The organism is Corallococcus sicarius, assembly GCF_003611735.1.
GTDB classification, from domain to species: Bacteria; Myxococcota; Myxococcia; order Myxococcales; family Myxococcaceae; genus Corallococcus; species Corallococcus sicarius.
The window spans coordinates 1-14,076 of sequence record NZ_RAWG01000255.1; the positions used below are offsets into that span (position 1 = coordinate 1).

At 70.0% G+C, this 14,076-nt stretch carries 15 protein-coding genes and 4 tRNA genes; 13 read left to right on the forward strand and 6 right to left on the reverse strand.

Going from position 1 to position 14,076, the window contains the following annotated elements:
* Together D7X12_RS30380 and fdxA are read left to right on the forward strand one after the other, a co-directional pair.
* Positions 1 to 225 (forward strand): Asd/ArgC dimerization domain-containing protein (locus D7X12_RS30380; protein ID WP_279637251.1); only part of this gene is annotated, 225 nt, incomplete at its 5' end.
* Positions 226 to 333: 108 nt separating this feature from the next.
* Positions 334 to 675: a ferredoxin FdxA gene (fdxA, locus tag D7X12_RS30385; protein WP_120628747.1), complete on the forward strand. Its 342-nt coding sequence runs from the start codon at positions 334 to 336 to the stop codon at positions 673 to 675.
* A 103-nt stretch (positions 676 to 778) separates the two neighbouring features.
* Here fdxA and D7X12_RS30390 read toward each other — a convergent pair whose 3' ends face one another.
* Both D7X12_RS30390 and D7X12_RS30395 read right to left on the reverse strand, forming a co-directional pair.
* Positions 779 to 1,405, reverse strand: a complete 627-nt coding sequence (locus tag D7X12_RS30390) for a hypothetical protein (RefSeq protein WP_244224870.1) — start codon at positions 1,403 to 1,405, stop codon at positions 779 to 781.
* 366 nt (positions 1,406 to 1,771) lie between these two features.
* Positions 1,772 to 2,821 (reverse strand): hypothetical protein, encoded by a 1,050-nt coding sequence (locus tag D7X12_RS30395; protein ID WP_120628749.1) that lies wholly within the window; start codon positions 2,819 to 2,821, stop codon positions 1,772 to 1,774.
* Between the two features lie 293 nt (positions 2,822 to 3,114).
* On the opposite strand from D7X12_RS30395, the gene D7X12_RS30400 reads away from it, so the two are divergent.
* Entirely contained in the window at positions 3,115 to 3,594 is a 480-nt protein-coding gene (locus D7X12_RS30400; protein ID WP_120628758.1) for a GNAT family N-acetyltransferase, read from the forward strand.
* A gap of 12 nt (positions 3,595 to 3,606) precedes the next feature.
* On the opposite strand, the gene hrpB is transcribed toward D7X12_RS30400, so the two are convergent.
* From hrpB to D7X12_RS30420, 4 genes are all read right to left on the reverse strand, one after another.
* On the reverse strand, positions 3,607 to 6,171 hold the full coding sequence (gene hrpB / locus D7X12_RS30405; protein WP_120628750.1) for an ATP-dependent helicase HrpB: 2,565 nt from the start codon (positions 6,169 to 6,171) through the stop codon (positions 3,607 to 3,609).
* 45 nt (positions 6,172 to 6,216) lie between these two features.
* Positions 6,217 to 7,419: a hypothetical protein gene (locus D7X12_RS30410; RefSeq protein WP_120628751.1), complete on the reverse strand. Its 1,203-nt coding sequence runs from the start codon at positions 7,417 to 7,419 to the stop codon at positions 6,217 to 6,219.
* Positions 7,420 to 7,458: 39 nt separating this feature from the next.
* The gene (locus tag D7X12_RS30415; RefSeq protein ID WP_120628752.1) at positions 7,459 to 8,154 is read right to left on the reverse strand and encodes an HAD family hydrolase; all 696 of its coding nucleotides are present in this window, start codon (positions 8,152 to 8,154) and stop codon (positions 7,459 to 7,461) included.
* 75 nt (positions 8,155 to 8,229) lie between these two features.
* Positions 8,230 to 8,808, reverse strand: coding sequence for a HEAT repeat domain-containing protein (locus D7X12_RS30420; protein ID WP_158620151.1), 579 nt, complete (start codon positions 8,806 to 8,808; stop codon positions 8,230 to 8,232).
* Between the two features lie 133 nt (positions 8,809 to 8,941).
* Between D7X12_RS30420 and D7X12_RS30425 the strand changes: the two genes are divergently transcribed.
* The 10 genes from D7X12_RS30425 to D7X12_RS30470 form a co-directional block, all read left to right on the forward strand.
* A complete protein-coding gene (locus D7X12_RS30425) occupies positions 8,942 to 9,334 on the forward strand; it encodes a DsrE family protein (RefSeq protein WP_120610610.1) in 393 nt (130 codons plus the stop codon).
* 220 nt (positions 9,335 to 9,554) lie between these two features.
* Complete coding sequence (gene cglB, locus D7X12_RS30430; RefSeq protein WP_120628754.1) at positions 9,555 to 10,871, forward strand: adventurous gliding motility lipoprotein CglB; 1,317 nt, start codon at positions 9,555 to 9,557, stop codon at positions 10,869 to 10,871.
* Positions 10,872 to 10,952: 81 nt separating this feature from the next.
* A complete protein-coding gene (locus tag D7X12_RS30435; protein WP_120628755.1) occupies positions 10,953 to 11,930 on the forward strand; it encodes an ATP-grasp domain-containing protein in 978 nt (325 codons plus the stop codon).
* A 66-nt stretch (positions 11,931 to 11,996) separates the two neighbouring features.
* Complete coding sequence (locus D7X12_RS30440; protein WP_208719379.1) at positions 11,997 to 12,443, forward strand: hypothetical protein; 447 nt, start codon at positions 11,997 to 11,999, stop codon at positions 12,441 to 12,443.
* A gap of 5 nt (positions 12,444 to 12,448) precedes the next feature.
* On the forward strand, positions 12,449 to 13,255 hold the full coding sequence (rlmB, locus tag D7X12_RS30445) for a 23S rRNA (guanosine(2251)-2'-O)-methyltransferase RlmB (protein WP_120628757.1): 807 nt from the start codon (positions 12,449 to 12,451) through the stop codon (positions 13,253 to 13,255).
* Between the two features lie 127 nt (positions 13,256 to 13,382).
* Positions 13,383 to 13,455, forward strand: a tRNA-Thr gene (locus D7X12_RS30450).
* Between the two features lie 92 nt (positions 13,456 to 13,547).
* Positions 13,548 to 13,631, forward strand: a tRNA-Tyr gene (locus tag D7X12_RS30455).
* Between the two features lie 9 nt (positions 13,632 to 13,640).
* Positions 13,641 to 13,716 (forward strand) — tRNA-Gly (locus D7X12_RS30460).
* A gap of 21 nt (positions 13,717 to 13,737) precedes the next feature.
* Positions 13,738 to 13,813: transfer RNA gene (locus tag D7X12_RS30465), tRNA-Thr, on the forward strand.
* A 16-nt stretch (positions 13,814 to 13,829) separates the two neighbouring features.
* On the forward strand, positions 13,830 to 14,076 hold a 247-nt coding region (locus tag D7X12_RS30470; protein ID WP_233602280.1), incomplete at its 3' end, for a GTP-binding protein.

Consider the following 14,076-nt stretch of genomic DNA (forward strand, 5'->3'; position numbering starts at 1 on the left):
CCCCCACGCTGGATTGAAGTGCTGGACGACCCCTTCCGCCCCCAGCCCCGCATGGACCGGGACACCCACGGCGGCATGGCCACCTCGGTGGGCCGCATCCGCGAGGACGGGGTGCTGGAGAACGGCTTCAAGTACGTGCTCGTCTCCCACAACACGAAGATGGGGGCTGCAAAGGGCGCCATCCTCGTCGCGGAGTTGCTGCGAGCGCAGGGCTTGCTGGGCTGACAGGGGAAAGGGTCCGGGGAGTGCCTTAAATTCAGGGTGCCACCCTGGCCGCAACCATCTACTGTGCGCGCCCACGGACGCGCGGAAATCCGCCCTGAGGAGATTTAAATGGCCTACGTCGTCGCCGAGCCATGCATCAAGTGCAAGTACACCGACTGTGTCGAGGTGTGCCCGGTCAATTGCTTCTACGAAGGTGCCAACTTCCTGGTGATCCACCCGGACGAGTGCATCGATTGCGGCGCCTGCGAGCCCGTCTGCCCCACCAAGGCCATCTTCCCGGAGACGGAGCTGCCCGCCGACTGGTCGGAGTACAAGGCGCTCAACACCAAGTACTCCACCGAGTGGCCCAACATCGCTGAGAAGAAGGCCGCCCTGCCCGAGTCCGAGGAGTACAAGGACAAGAAGGGCAAGCGCGCCGAGCTGAGCCTGGCCCCTGGCGGGAAGAAGTAGGGCCTCGCGCCGTTCGCGTGCGCCCGTGCGGCTGAAGGCCCTTGCGCCCCCTGGCGTGAGGGCCTTCGTCATTCGTGCCTCCCTCGGATGCCGCATCGGGCGCTCAATCCGCCCTCAGGACGCTGAGCCGCAATCCACGGGCCTCCAGCGCGTCGCGCAGCCGCGCCACGTCCTCGGTGGGAACGGGCCCGTGGCGTCCCTGGATGCGCAGCGCCACCTCGCGCGGCCCGGTGCGCTCCACCTCCACGGTGGCGTCCAGTGAACCGCGCAGGCTCAGTCCCAGCGCCGGGCGCTGGGACTTCACGAACACCTCGATCTTCTCGATGAGCGCCAGCGTCGACTCGACCTGCGCGACCGGTGTGTCGCTGGCCGCTCCGGTTCCGCCCGCCGCGCCACGGCCTTCCGCCACGGGCGCGAGCGGAGCGCTCGCGGCAGGGGAGTCCGTGCGGGCGCTGGATGGAATCGGAGCCGGGGCCGGGACCTGGGCGGGACGGGCTTCGGAACGGAGCGAGCGCTCCAACTCGCGGGCAATCAGCTCCGAGGCCCGGTGGGTGGCATGTTCGCGTCCCTCGGCGTGGGCCTCCTGGCGCACGGTGCCCAGCCGCTGCGACTCCACGTGCATGCCCTGCCGGGCCTGCCGGAGCGTCTCCGGACTGCCGAGCGCACTGCGCGCGGTTGAGAGGACGGAGCCCGAGGCCCGGACCTGCGGCGGGCCGGAAGAGGCGCGCATCGAGGGCCCGGTCGAAGAGGGGACGAGTCCCCCGGACCGGGGGGGCGCCGCCTTCGGAGGCACTCCGGGCAGGGGCATCACGCCTCGTCGGGTGGCGGAACCGGGACGTGTCGGGGGGCTACCGCGTCCGGACGTCTCCTGGAGGACCTGCTGGAACGCGTCCTTCTCCGGAGGAGCCTTCTCGTGTCCGGACGGAGCTTCCTGGCCTTCGACCTTCATGGGGTGCCTCGCGCGAAAGGGATGCGCGGGCTTGAGCAGCGGCCGTGCCAGTGCGGCCGGTGGTCTCTCCAGGAGGGGGGGAGCTTCCGGACGGCGACACGGAGGGTGCCGCCGCCGGGATGGGGGTGCGGAGCGCGGGACGCCCGCTCAGCGCTTGCTGCCGAAGCCGCCCGGCTGGACGGGCGCGGTGCCCGTCAGGTCGTTGAAAGCGAGCGGGCACGCGGCCACGGCGCGCGGGTCCGCCAGCGCGGCGTTCTGGCTCCAGTCCCGGTCCTGGAACAGGAGCGCGTCGCGCACCTCCAGCTCCTTGAGCGCCTTGCGGTACTCCCAGAAGCGACCGCGCAGCAGCACCCGCGCGCCCTTGGGCAGGCGGGTCAGGTCCATGTACTGATCATCCTTCAGCCGCGCCGTGATGCTCACCGTGGCGCGGACCCGCGGCTTGCCGAACTCGAGGTGGAGTCCGCCCGGCACCTCGTTCGGATCCGGGATGTAGTAGAGCAGCCGCGCCACGAGCGCGGGCGGCTCCGGAGGCACGCCCCGCTTGCCCTTCTTCTTGGGCTTCTCCAGCTTCGCGTCGATGAACTCCAGGCCCGCGAAGCCCACCTCCTTGTCGAGGTAGTCGTCGCGGAACTTCGCGTCGGCGACGCTGGAGGCGGTGGCGTTCGCCTTCAGGACCTCCACGTTGTAGCGCTCGAGCAGCGCGGGCAGCGTGAAGAAGAAGCTGTCCACGGGGTTCATGTCGTCCGCGGCGAAGCGCAGCTTGCTCAGGTCGAGCTGCGGGTAGTACGGCGCGAGCGCCACCGCGGTCTGCAGCCACTCCGGTGGCATCTTCTTGTCGATGAGCACCCGCCGCATCATCGACACCAGGTACATGCTGGCCGGGAAGCGCGGGGTGGACAGCTGCGTGTTCACGGACTGGAGCAGCGCCGGATCCACGAAGAAGTTCTCGTCGCGCTTGTGCAGGAACGGCGCGGACTCACCGACGATGGTGAGCAGCGCGCCCACGAGCTGGGCACAGTTCGCATCGGACGTGCCCTGGTTCAGGGCCTGGTACACGCGGGAGCGCAGGAACCGCTTGTCCATGTCCGCTTCGCGGAACACGGGCGGCTCGCCGGTGCCGAAGAAGAGCTCCTTCTGGGCGAGAGCGGGCGACGACAACAGGCTCAGGGACAGGACGAGGAGGGCGCGAGAACGCATCGCCCTGGACCCTACCATGCCGTCCCGGGAGGGATCCTCCCCCGAACGCATCCACCCGCGCTCGGCGTGAAATCACCGGGTGCCATCCGACGCAGGGAGTAATTGCAACTGGATGACCCCAGGCGGTGGGGCTTCCGTGACCGTCGGTCCAGAAGCGGAGGGCAGGGGACGGAGCGACCGCGCGGGTGGTGGCCGAAATGCAGTCCGCCGAGTCACCTGCGGGCGCCTTCTTCCAGGGGGCGTGGTTTTTCCGCCTGTTGGCCGCGCAGCCTTTTGTGTACCTTGCCCTCGATATGCCGACGCCTCCCGAAACAGTCCCGGCACCCGTCACCGTCGCCCAGATCAAGGACGAGGCGGAGCTCATGCAGGCCCTCGCCATCCGCGAGGTGGTGTTCATCGAGGAACAGCACGTCCCCGAGGGCATCGAGCGCGACGCCGAGGACGCGCAGGCGTACCACGTGCTCGCGTACCAGGGCGGTCACGCCATCGGCACCGGTCGGCTGGTGAAGCTGCCGGAGCCGCCCGCGGGACAGACGGGCACGTGGGGGCAGATTGGCCGCATGGCGGTGCTCCAGGCGCACCGCAAGTCGCGCGTGGGCTCGCTGCTGCTGACGACGCTGGAGGCCGAGGCGCGCCGCCGCAACGTCCACGGCATCATGCTGCACGCCCAGCTCTACGCGCTCGACTTCTACAAGAAGCACGGCTACCAGCCGGTGGGCGCCGTCTTCGACGAGGCCGGCATCGACCACCTGGAGATGCACAAGCGCCTGTAGTCGCGCGCGCCTTCAGCGCCTCGGAGGACGGGGCGCGGGCGGCTCGGCGTGGCGCGGATCCTCGGGCCACGAATGCCGCGGATACTTGCGGCACAGCTCCTTGCGGATCGCCGGGTAGTGACGCTCCCAGAAGCCCGCCAGGTCCGTGGTCACCTGGACGGCGCGCATGTTGGGGGCCAGCAGGTGCAGCACCAGCGGCACGCGGCCCGCGCCCACGCTGGGCCCCTGCGCCATCCCGAAGAAGTCCTGCAGTCGTGACTCCACCCAGGGCGGCTTGTTGGGCTCGTAGTGCACCTTCACGCCGCGCCCGCCAGGCAGGGTGACGCGCTCGGGGGCATGGTTCGCGAGCAGGCGCTGCTGATCCGACGTGAGGCGCGTGTAGAGCGCATCCAGCAGCGACACGCCCTCCAGGTCGGAGAAGCTGCGCGCGCCCACGCAGAGGGACGCCAGCGCATCGCGCAGGAAGTCGGCGTCCACGGCGGGAAAGCCCGCCTCCGGGAAGGCCTTGGCGAGCAGGGCCACGCGGGTGCGCCACTGCTCCAGCGCCTCGGGCTCCGCGAAGCGCTCCGGACCCGCGGCGAGCGCCGCCTCGGCCAGCACGCGCGCGGCCGCTTCGGAGGGAGGCGCGGGGGTGCGCGTCTCCTCCAGCACGAGGTTGCCGTACGCCAGCCGGGTGAGGCGCTCCACGCGGCGCGACTCCGGGTTCCACTGGAGCGTGTCCACCTCTTCGAGTGCATCCGGGTAGAGGTCCAGCAGCCACTCGGCCTCCACCGCGCTGGCGAGCCGCACGACGGCACCGCGACCGGGGCGCTCCTCGGCGTCCACGGCGACCATCAGCTCCGCGTCCTGGACGACGCTGAACTCGGACAGGCTGGTGGTGCCGCCGCCGAACATGAGCAACTCCGGCGAGCGCGGCCGTCGTCTGCGGGCCACGCGGTCCGGGTAGCCGGCGAGCACGCTGAGCATCAGGGCCTGCTCCACGTCCTCGGGGCGTCCGGGCCGCGAGCCCTGCTCCCGCACCGAGCGCCGCAGCTGCTTCTGCACGCGCTCCACGGCCTGCACGGCGCCGGCATCCAGGGAGAGGGACTGCATGCGCCCGGAGGAGAACCCTGACCGGCCGGCTTCGCGGAAGCGCTCCAGCAGCTCCAGCAGGTCGGAGGGCCCGCTGACGATGGCCGACGCGCGTCCGCCGCCGCCCAGGTTGGCGCGGGCCTCGCGGCGGATGTCCCGCTCGCCCATCAGGGCCGCGAGCACCGCGGCATCCGCGCCCACGCCCCGGCGTTCGCCTTCGACGATGACGCGTCCCTGTCGCGGGTGGACCGGAAAGCGCAGCAGCCGCTGGCCCACGTCCGTCACCTTGCCCTGCGCATCCACGGCGCCCAGCCGGCGCAGCAGCGTCTCCGCGGCCTCCATCGCGGGCGCGGGAGGCGCTTCGAAGAAGGGGAACGCACCCAGGTCCTTCACGCCCGATGCGCGCAGGGACAGCACGGTCTCCGCCAGGTCGGTGCGGCGGATCTCCGGGGCTTCCTGTTCGGGACGTCCGTCGAAGTCGTGCTGGGTGTAGAGGCGCACGCAGTGGCCCGTGCGGGTGCGGCCCGCGCGGCCTGCGCGCTGGATGGCGGAGGCCCGGCTCACCTTGCCCAGCTTGAGCTGCGGCAGACCGGACCACGGCGAGTGCGACGCCACGCGCGCAAGGCCGCTGTCGATGACGACCGCGACGCCGTCGATGGTGACGGAGGTCTCCGCGACGTTGGTGGACAGGATGATCTTCCGGCGGGAGCTGCGACGTACGGCACGGTCCTGCTCGGCGGGGGACAGGTCGCCGTGCAGCGGGAGCACATCGGCGTCCTGGCGCTCGGCGAACTCCGCGCAGGTGTCGCGCGCGCGGCGGATCTCCCCCGCGCCGGGAAGGAACACGAGCACGTCGCCGTCGACGCCCTGGGTGAACAGGCGCTTGAGCGCGGAGAGGACCTGTTGATCCAGGTGCCGCTCATCCGGGGCGGAGAGGTATTCGACGCTCACGTCGAAGCGGCGGCCCTCGGAGCGCAGGGACGGTGCGCCTCCCAGGTACGCACGGACGGGCTCCGCCTCCAGGGTGGCGGACATCACGACGAGCTTGAGGTCGGGCCGGGCCGACTCCTGCAGCCTGCGCAAGAGCGCGAGCGAGATGTCCGCGGACAGGTGCCGCTCATGGAACTCGTCGAGCACGACGATGCCCACGTCGCGCAGGGTGGGGTCGGTCAGCAGCCGGCGTCCGAGCACGCCCTCGGTGACGAAGGACATGCGGGTCTTCGGGCCGCGCACGTCCTCGAAGCGGACCTGGTAGCCCACGGTCTCGCCCACGCGTTCCCCCAGCTCCTCCGAAACACGCTGGGCCGCGAGCCGCGTGGGCAGCCGTCGAGGCTGGAGGACGACGATCTCCCGTCCCTGACCCAGGCCGGCCTCCAGGAGCGCGCGGGGGACACGGGTCGTCTTGCCCGCACCGGGGGGCGCCTCCAGCACGAGCGACCGTGCGCCTCGCAGCGTGGAGACGATGTCGGGCAGGAGGGGATCGATAGGGAGGGCGACGTCCGCCATGTCCGGGTTCCTCTTCACGGCGGTGTGCTCACCGCGCGGCGGGTCTCAAGGCGTCCCTGCCTCGGACGGGTCGGTCTTCTTGCGTCGGCGGGGACGGACGGCGTCCGGCGCTCCCTCTGGGAGCGGATCCGGATCCGAAGAAGCGTCCGCCTGCACGGCCTCGGCAGGCGGGGAGCTGTTCTTCGGAGGCCGGCCCCGTCGCACGGGACGCACCGCGACGGGAGTCGTCTCGGAGTCAGGTGCGGGAGCGGGAGGTTCCGAGGAGGAGCCGTCTTCACTCCCGCCCTCCGACCCCGAAGCCTCCACTTCGCCAGGCGCCACGGGAGCTGAAGCAGGAGCCCCCCGCCGACCCTTGCGAGTCGCGGGAGCAACAGGAGGCGCCTGCTCCGCGACCTCCGCATCCGAGGTGTCCTCGCCCGGTTCAGTCTCCTCCACGCCGTCAGGATCCGCAGGCGCGGCGCCCTCCGAACCCTCGAATGCGTCCTCCTGGTCGGTGTCGCCCTCGTCTCCAAAGAGCTCCGGAGCGCCATCCTCGGCACTGAGCGCGAGCGACCGACCCGCGCGCTTCCGGGGCTTGAGCGTGAGGCCCGCGGCCTCGAAGACGCCTGGCACGGGGACGAGCGCGGCCTCCGCGAGCAGCCGCCCCTGTCGCAACGCGACGTCCAGGCGTCGCCCCAGTGCCACGAGCGCCTCACGCAGTGCCGCCTCTTCATCCGGGGGCAGCGGGGTAGGGGACAGGCTTGCGTTCCACGCCGCGAACGTCGAGGCCACCAGGTCCACGACAGGACGGACCATCGCGAAGTCGTCGCGGGAGAAGATCCGCGTGACGTAGGCGCTCTTGAACCGCCGCTCGTAGGACGACGCGTACTCGTTCACGAGTTCGGCGGGGGCCCGGCGCAGCTGCGGGAACTTGAGGTGGGGGAAGAGGGCCTCGATGACGGGCGCGCGGCTGCTGGCGGTGAAGGTGATGCCCGCATGCAGCTTCTCCAGCGCATCCACCCACCGGCCCTGCTGGTCGAACGAGAACTCCTCACGGGCCTCGTCGAGTTCGGGCAGGTCCTTCACCTGTTCCAGCAACCCGGCCGCCGGTTCGCGGGCCTCGCGCAGCCGCTCCAGCGCGGAGGCAAGCCACTGCTTCTCGGCCTCGAGCCCCGGCCGGCCGACGACCATCTCCTCCGCCGTGGCGAGTCGGGCCTCGAAGGCCTCGGCGAAGCGGATCAGCTCATAGGATTCGAGCGTGGACGACATGCGTGGACTCCTCGGAGGGGCGGCGGAGATAACACACCTTCACCGTCCGACGAGCAGGGCCTCCATGGCTTCCGGGGCGGAGAAGTCGGCGAAGGCCCACTCCGCGCCAGCGTCGCGCAGCGCCTGGGGCGTGAAGCTGCCCGTGCCCACGCCAATCGTCTCCGCGCCAATGCCCTTCGCGGCCGCCACGTCCTTGGGCGTATCGCCGATGATCACCACGCGGCACGCCTCCAGCGGATGCCCCAGCTGCGCCGCGCCGGCCTGCGCTCCGTGCCGGATGAGGGCCACGCGGTCCTCGAAGTCACAGCCGAAGCCGCCGAAGGCGAACTGGTCGTGGATGCGCACGCGCTCCAGCTTCACCCGTGCGCCCGCGCGAACGTTGCCGGTGCCCAGGCCCACGGCGAAGCCCGGCCGCGAGCGCGCCTCCAGCACGGCCTCGCGCATGCCCGGGTGCAGGCGGTAGTCGCGCTCTTCGACCTTGGGAACCTCTTCGCCCAGGTGGGCGATATACGCGTCGATGACCGCGCTGATGGCGTCCTCGGAGTCCGGCACACCGATGGTGGCCAGCCCCTTGCGGACGATGGCCCGGTCCGTCATTCCGGACATGCTGAAGCTGTCGCAAGCGTCGCGGCGCTGGTGAAGCCGTTCAAAGGCGAGGGCCATGGAACGACGTCCCGCGCCACCGGTGGTGACGAGGGTGCCATCGATGTCGAAGAGGAGGACGGTGGGGCGCATGGCCGTCCATCTAACGGAAGGCCCTGTCCGATGCGAGCCCCGAGCGAGCCGGCAGGGAAGCCATCCCCGCCAGGTTCAGGGCTCGGCCAGCGTGAGGCCCTGCTGGAGCGCCTCGCGCACCTGGGGCACGTCCTCGAGGGGGATTCGTTCCTCCAGCGTCTCCCGCACCCGCTGGCCCCCCAGACGACCGAGCGCCTGGGCTACGGCCTCGCGGATCCGCACGTCGCGGTCCTCCAACTGGGCGCTCAGCGCCTTCACGGCCTCGAACCCCAGGCACTGGCCCAGCGCCGCGGCCGCCCGCGTGCGCACGTCCGCGGACCTGCGAGGATCCTCCATCAGTGCCTGGAGCGTCGGGCCCGCCTCCGGAGATTCCACGTGGGCCAGCGCCGCCACGGCGCGCAGCCGCTGTGCGTCCGGAACGCTCAAGTCTTCCGCGAGCGCCGCGAGCACGGGCACGACCTCCGGCCCCAGCCTGCGCCACGCCGCCCCCGCCACCGTCGGCTGGGCGAGCAACTTCAGCGCCTCCTCCCGCAGCGGACCGGGCGCGGAGGCTTCCAGGGGCGCGGAGGCGGACGTCTTGACCGTCACCCGGGCCGGAGCCGCCTCGGACAGCGGCCCCGCGCTGGCGAGCACCGCGAGGCCGAGCAGGCCCACCCACCGAAAGGGGGAGGGACGAAGACCGGGGTGACGGGATGGCAGGCTCGGCATGCGGGACTCCCGGTGGAGTGAGGCCCTGGTTATATGCCGGCTGCCGGCCCGGACTCGATCCCGCTAAGGTCCGGGGACCATGGCCGGACGCGTTTTCTTCTTCCTCCAGCACGCCACGTATGAGCCCGCCTTCCAGGCCGGCTCCATGGGCATCACCGCCGCAGCGATGGGAGATGACGTCTACTTCGTCTTCGCCTTCGAGGCCCTGCGCCAGCTCGTCCGCGGCGGCTTCGGCCTCGCGCACAGCGAGCGCGAGCGCACGGAGGCCGCCCGCGCCGAAGGCCTCAACGTCCCCACTCCGGCCCGGATGCTCGAGGAGGCCCGCGCCCTGGGCGCGAAGCTCGTGGCCTGCGACACCACGGTGCGCATCTGCGGCCTGTCGCCCCAGGAACTCCAGGGCACCCTGGATGAGGTCATGGGGCTCGCCTCCATCTGGAGGCTGACCGAGGGCGCGCGCGTCCTCACCCTCTGAGCGGGACGGCGGGCATCAAGGCCACATGCCCTCCAGGTGGGTGTAGGTGTCCGAGCTGGGACGGGCCTGCCCTGCGCGGATCGCCTGACGGTGCAACTTGGCAGCTTCACCTGAATGGCGCGCGCGGGCTGCGAGTCGCTGTAGCCTCGGTGGCCGCTCACGCGTTACGCTGCGGCGCATGCAGTTCGTTGTTCCCCCCTGGAAGGAATTCCCAAAGCCTATGCGCGCCAAGTCGACCCCCCTGAGCGCTCTGCTGGCCGGCATCGTCGGTGGTGCCCTGATGGCCGGCTGTCAAACCTATGACTTCGAGCCGGTGGATCCGCTCGCGATCGCCCAGACGACGAAGGAGACGGTGATCGCGGCTCGCAGGAGCAAGCCGGACGTCATGCTCCTGGTGGACACCTCCGGCTCCATGACGTTGCCGGTGAATCCCGAACTCACCGTGAACGGCCAGAAGGTCTGCTACCTCAAGGATCCCGACGGCGGCCCGGATTACCTGTGCCGCGAGGAGTTTGCCTGCAACACCGCCGTATGCCCCACGCGCTGGTCGGAGCTCCAGGGCGCCATGGGCCCGTTCCTGGCGGAAAGCGGCAAGCTGGTCCGTTTTGGCCTGACGACGTATCCGGCGCCCCCCACCTCGAACCCGGGGGAACCTGTTTGGGTCCAACGCTGCGCGCCGGCTGCCGCGGGTGAGAGCGTTCGCCTCCCCATCCCGACGGGGCTGGATTCGGACGAGCAGCTCCAGGCCCACGCGAACAGCCTCAACACGATCCTGCAGGAGATTCCCAACAGCGGGGCGAAGCAACCCACAGGAGGTACGCCGACGGGTGGGAGCCTCCGGTTCACGGCCTCGCTCCTGACGGGCGACCCCGAGGAGCGCGATCAAATCATCATCCTGCTGACCGACGGTCTGCCCAACTGCAACGAGTTCAACGAGTACAACGGCGGCCAGCCGGAGCTGTGCCGCTGCACGCTTGAGGCGAAGTCGCAGTGCGTAGAGCCCAAGAGCCCGTACTATCAACGGGGCTGCCTCGACAAGAACTCCTCCGTCGCGGCAGTGCAGGAGCTGAAGGCGCGCAATATCTCCACCATCGTCATCGGCTTCGGCGCCGAGACGTCGGCAGGGGATGGCCCCAGCGTCCTCAATGAGATGGCGAACGCGGGTGGTTTCGCGCGCAAGTGCCAGGCGGACGTGGACTGCGGCGCGGGCGACACCTGCAACCTGAACACCCAGCGCTGCGGTCGCGCTTTCTACCAGGCCGGCAATCGGGAAGAGCTGGCGAGCGCGCTGAAGGAGATCAGCGAGGAACTGGCGACCATCGACCCCTGCTTCATCAAGCTCGAATCGAGCCAGCTGCCGTCCGACAACCAGCTCATCGTCGTCTACATCAACGGCGAGCGGACGCTCCAGGGACCGGACACCTGGACGCTGGGTGAGGCGGGCGTGACGTTCACGGGGAACGCCTGTGCGCGCCTGGAGGCCTCGCGTCCGGAGGCTCCGGTCAGCGTCGAAGTGCGCGCCATCCGCCAGCTCTAGTCGGAAGCACCGGGCGGAGGCAGCTTTACCCGGAAGGTGGCGAGGGTTATAGGGACCTCGCTAGGCCCGGTTGCCTCCGCCATGAAAATCACTGTCCTCTCGCGCTCCGCCTCCATTTCGTCCACGCGGCGGATCGTCGACGCAGGTCGCGCGAGAGGGCACCGGGTGCGCGTGCTCAACCCGCTCCGGGTGCAGATGCATCTGGACGGGGGCAGCCGCGCCACACTCCTTTACGATCGCAAGAAGCTGACGCCCACCGACGTCGTCATCCCGCGCATCGCCCTGTCCATCAGCACCTACGGGCTCGCGGTGGTGAACCAGTTCGGCCTGGCGCGCGTGCCCCTGGTGAACCATGCCCAGGCCATCGCGCAGTCGCGCAACAAGATGCGCGCGCTCCAGCTCCTGTCCGCCCATGGCATCGACATCCCGGCCACGGTGATGGCCCGCGACGCGGCCCACCTCAAGGAGATGGTGGGGCTCGTGGGCGGGGTGCCCGTGTTGGTGAAGCTCCTCCAGGGCCAGGAGAAGCACGGCGTGATGGTGTGCGAGAGCCTCCAGTCACTGGAAGCCGCGCTGGAGGCGGTGTTGGGGCTCGGGCACAACCTGGTGATGCAGGAGTACGTGCGGAGCACCGGGCAGGACGTGCGGGTGCTGGTGGTGGGCGGTCAGGCCATCGCCGCGGTGCTGCGCAAGCCGCGCCCCGGCCGGCTCTCCCACACCCTGAACCGGGGCGCCCGGCTGGAGGCCCTGGCGCTGTCGCCCAGCCACCGCGCCACCGCGGAGAAGGTCGCCCGCCTGGTGGGCCTGGAGGTGGCCGCCGTGGACCTCCTGGACGTCCAGGGCCAGCCCAAGGTCTTCGAGGTCAACAGCTCGCCGGCGCTGCTGGAGATGGAGGCCGCGACGGGCATGGACCTGGCCACGCCCATCATCCTGCGCGCGGAGGCCCTGGTATCCGGAGCCGCTCCCGTGTGGAGCGCCGCGCTGGAGACGCCCCAGGCGCTCCTTCCGCCGCCGACAGCGCGCAAGGGTGTCACGAAGGTGGGCGTGCCCCGGAGTTAGAAGAGAAAGGGCTCCCCGCGCGTCCGAAGCCCCGATATACGAGCTCCGCCTTCCTGGAGAAGACCCATGCCGAGCCCCCGCCGCATCCCGCATCTGGCCACCCTGCTGCTGACCCTCGCCAGCGCCCCGGTGCTGGCCCAGGACGTGGACCCCGCCACCCTCTACGAGGTCACCACCGAGGGCACGTCGACGCAGGTGAAGGCGGGAGGGCAGGGCACCTTCGTGCTGGCCATCAAGTCGAAGCCCGGCGCCCACGTCTCCGACGAGGCCCCGTTGAAGCTGGAGCTCACGGGCAAGCAGCTGACGCCCGCGCAGAAGACACTGACGCGCGAGCAGTCGGTGGCGAAGAAGGCCCAGGGCCAGCAGTTCGTGGATCCGCGCTTCGAAGTGCCCTTCACCGCGGTGACCGCCGGCAAGGGCACGCTGGATGCGACGCTGACCTTCTTCATCTGCACGGAGAAGATCTGCGCCCGTCAGAAGAAGACCTTCTCGCTGCCCGTGGAGGTCCAGTAGCCCCCATGCGAGAGCGTTCACCCAAGTCCGGCGGCAACGAGCGCGAGCGCGGCGGCACCGAGGCGCCGCGCTACGTCTATGGCGTCAACCCCGCGCTGGAAGCCCTGCGCGCGCATCCCGACGCCGTGGAGCGCCTCTTCATCGTCGACGGGCAGGTCGGCGCCAAGGCCGCGGGCGAGCTGCTCAGCCGCGCGCGCGATGCAGGGGTCCGGGTGGAGAAGGTCGCCCGGGAGCGCCTGAACGCCATGGCCGAAGGCGGCGTGCACCAGGGCGTCGTCGCCGAGCTCCGGGGCTTCCAGTACGTCGACCTGGAGGACGTGCTCGCCGCCGCGAAGGCCAAGGGGCAGCCGGCCCTGGTCGTCGTGCTGGACGGCATCCAGGATCCGCACAACCTGGGGGCCATCATCCGCTCGGCCCACGCACTCGGAGCCCACGGCGTCGTCCTGGCCAAGGACCGGGCGGTGCAGGTGACGGGCACCGTGGCCAAGGCCTCCGCGGGCGCCGTCGAGTACTGCCCCATCGCCCGCGTCACCAACATCTCCCGCGCACTGGAGGAGCTGAAGGAAGCCGGGCTCTGGGTCGCGGCGGCGGACGTGGAGGGCTCGGAGCCTCTGTGGACTGCCCGACTGGACGGGCCGCTAGCGCTCGTCGTGGGGGCCGAGGGGGCAGGCGTGAGGGAAGGCGTCCTCAAGCATTGCGACTTCCGCCTCCGGATTCCCATGGCCGGTCAGGTCGGTTCATTGAATGCGTCGGTTTCCGCCGCGATTCTGCTATACGAGGTCGCCCGTCAGCGGGGCCGTCCGGCCCGGTGACGACCCCCGGATCAATCTCCTTGACTTGGAGAGTGGGGACTTCTAAAAGGTCGCGCCTCTCAGGTCGCTGCCGGGAGGTTGACCGTCCGCCGGGAATGAGGTAGGGCGGGGCAGTTGCTGGAGTGATGCCGGTGTAGCTCAGTCGGTAGAGCAACTGATTTGTAATCAGTAGGTCGCGGGTTCAAATCCCGCCGCCGGCCAGGTTGGACGGGCCGGGGGTAGGGCCCGGGTAGCGAAGGCAGTTCAGCAGTTTGTGTGTAGGAAGTGGCCGCAGCACCACAAGTGAATATCTGGAGGGATACCCAAGCGGCCAAAGGGAGCAGACTGTAAATCTGCCGGCTCTACGCCTTCGATGGTTCGAATCCATCTCCCTCCACTCGGCAATGCGGGAATAGCTCAGTTGGTAGAGCGTCAGCCTTCCAAGCTGAATGTCGTGGGTTCGAATCCCATTTCCCGCTCCAACCGTTGTAGTGCATCGCCAAGCCCTGATAGCTCAGTTGGCAGAGCGCGTCCTTGGTAAGGACGAGGTCACCAGTTCAATCCTGGTTCAGGGCTCCATTTTTCGAGGAGTGTCATGTCCAAGGAAAAGTTCGATCGCAGCCTGCCCCACGTGAACATCGGAACGATTGGGCACGTGGACCACGGCAAGACGTCGCTGACGGCGGCCATCACGAAGGTGCTCGCGAAGTCGGGTGGCGCCACGTTCATGGCGTACGACCAGATTGACAAGGCGCCGGAGGAGCGGGAGCGCGGCATCACCATCTCCACGGCCCACGTGGAGTACAAGACGAAGAACCGCCACTACGCGCACGTCGACTGTC

What these genes read in the sequence shown, in the direction of transcription:
- D7X12_RS30435 (WP_120628755.1), top strand. Translation starts at nt 10,953, where the DNA reads ATGAAAATCACTGTCCTCTCGCGCTCCGCCTCCATTTCGTCCACGCGG.
- D7X12_RS30395 (WP_120628749.1), bottom strand. Translation starts at nt 2,821, where the DNA reads ATGCGTTCTCGCGCCCTCCTCGTCCTGTCCCTGAGCCTGTTGTCGTCG.
- D7X12_RS30440 (WP_208719379.1), top strand. Translation starts at nt 11,997, where the DNA reads ATGCCGAGCCCCCGCCGCATCCCGCATCTGGCCACCCTGCTGCTGACC.
- hrpB (WP_120628750.1), bottom strand. Translation starts at nt 6,171, where the DNA reads ATGGCGGACGTCGCCCTCCCTATCGATCCCCTCCTGCCCGACATCGTC.
- cglB (WP_120628754.1), top strand. Translation starts at nt 9,555, where the DNA reads ATGCGCGCCAAGTCGACCCCCCTGAGCGCTCTGCTGGCCGGCATCGTC.
- rlmB (WP_120628757.1), top strand. Translation starts at nt 12,449, where the DNA reads ATGCGAGAGCGTTCACCCAAGTCCGGCGGCAACGAGCGCGAGCGCGGC.
- D7X12_RS30390 (WP_244224870.1), bottom strand. Translation starts at nt 1,405, where the DNA reads ATGCGCGCCTCTTCCGGCCCGCCGCAGGTCCGGGCCTCGGGCTCCGTC.
- D7X12_RS30415 (WP_120628752.1), bottom strand. Translation starts at nt 8,154, where the DNA reads ATGCGCCCCACCGTCCTCCTCTTCGACATCGATGGCACCCTCGTCACC.
- D7X12_RS30410 (WP_120628751.1), bottom strand. Translation starts at nt 7,419, where the DNA reads ATGTCGTCCACGCTCGAATCCTATGAGCTGATCCGCTTCGCCGAGGCC.
- D7X12_RS30400 (WP_120628758.1), top strand. Translation starts at nt 3,115, where the DNA reads ATGCCGACGCCTCCCGAAACAGTCCCGGCACCCGTCACCGTCGCCCAG.
- D7X12_RS30425 (WP_120610610.1), top strand. Translation starts at nt 8,942, where the DNA reads ATGGCCGGACGCGTTTTCTTCTTCCTCCAGCACGCCACGTATGAGCCC.
- fdxA (WP_120628747.1), top strand. Translation starts at nt 334, where the DNA reads ATGGCCTACGTCGTCGCCGAGCCATGCATCAAGTGCAAGTACACCGAC.